Source organism: Streptomyces sp. L-9-10, from assembly GCF_004151105.1.
Taxonomy (GTDB): Bacteria; Actinomycetota; Actinomycetes; order Streptomycetales; family Streptomycetaceae; genus Streptomyces.
On sequence record NZ_PHRF01000083.1, the window covers coordinates 1 to 685 of the forward strand.

At 70.4% G+C, this 685-nt stretch carries 2 protein-coding genes; both read right to left on the minus strand.

Going from position 1 to position 685, the window contains the following annotated elements:
* Positions 1 to 389, minus strand: a 389-nt coding sequence (locus tag CU044_RS20050; RefSeq protein ID WP_129770094.1) for a class I SAM-dependent methyltransferase, incomplete at its 3' end; no start/stop codon positions are given.
* Positions 386 to 553: a hypothetical protein gene (locus CU044_RS38680; protein ID WP_165371911.1), complete on the minus strand. Its 168-nt coding sequence runs from the start codon at positions 551 to 553 to the stop codon at positions 386 to 388. The genes CU044_RS38680 and CU044_RS20050, both read right to left, overlap by 4 nt.
* Positions 554 to 685 lie beyond the last annotated feature (132 nt).

The window sequence follows — 685 nt, forward strand, 5'->3', positions numbered from 1 at the left end:
GCCCGCCGCACGGCCAGCGCCTGGTCCTCGGGGGTCAGCAGCATGGAGAGCGTTCCGCAGACGCAGTACACGAGGCCGTACCGCTCGTCGGAGGTGTACGTGCGGATGTCTCCGTGGACCGGCTCGACCCCGGCGGCGCCGGGCTCGGCGCGCAGCGCGGCCAGCATCTCCTCGGAGGAGTCCACCCCGGTCACCCGCCCGACGTGCCCCGAGAGGGGGACGGCGATACGGCCGGTGCCGACGCCGAACTCCAGGGTGCCGGTGGAGTGGTCGGGGTGGAGGTCCGCGATCTTCTTGGCGACCCCGGCCGCGGCGCCGTCCTTGGGGAACAGCCGGTCGTACCAGCCGTCGAACTGGCGGCCGTATCCTATGTCGGCTATCTCGTTCACTGGTGACTCCTCTTCCTGTTCCTGTGCAGTTCCAGGCCGGCGGCGAGAACGAGAGCCGTGCCGATCCCGGCGGCGAACGGATAGTTGATGACGTCGCCGATCGCCAGGAACACCAGCACGGCGACGGCGGCGAGGGCGCAGAGAATGACCGGGGTCTTGTTCATCGGAGACTCCTCAGGGGTTCCTCAGTGACTTCCCGGGGGACTCCTGAGGGACTCCTCGGGGACTGCGGGTGCCGCCCCTCGTGGGGGGAGGGGCGGCAGTCGATGGCGGCTCCCTCGTGAGGACGGCGGCTA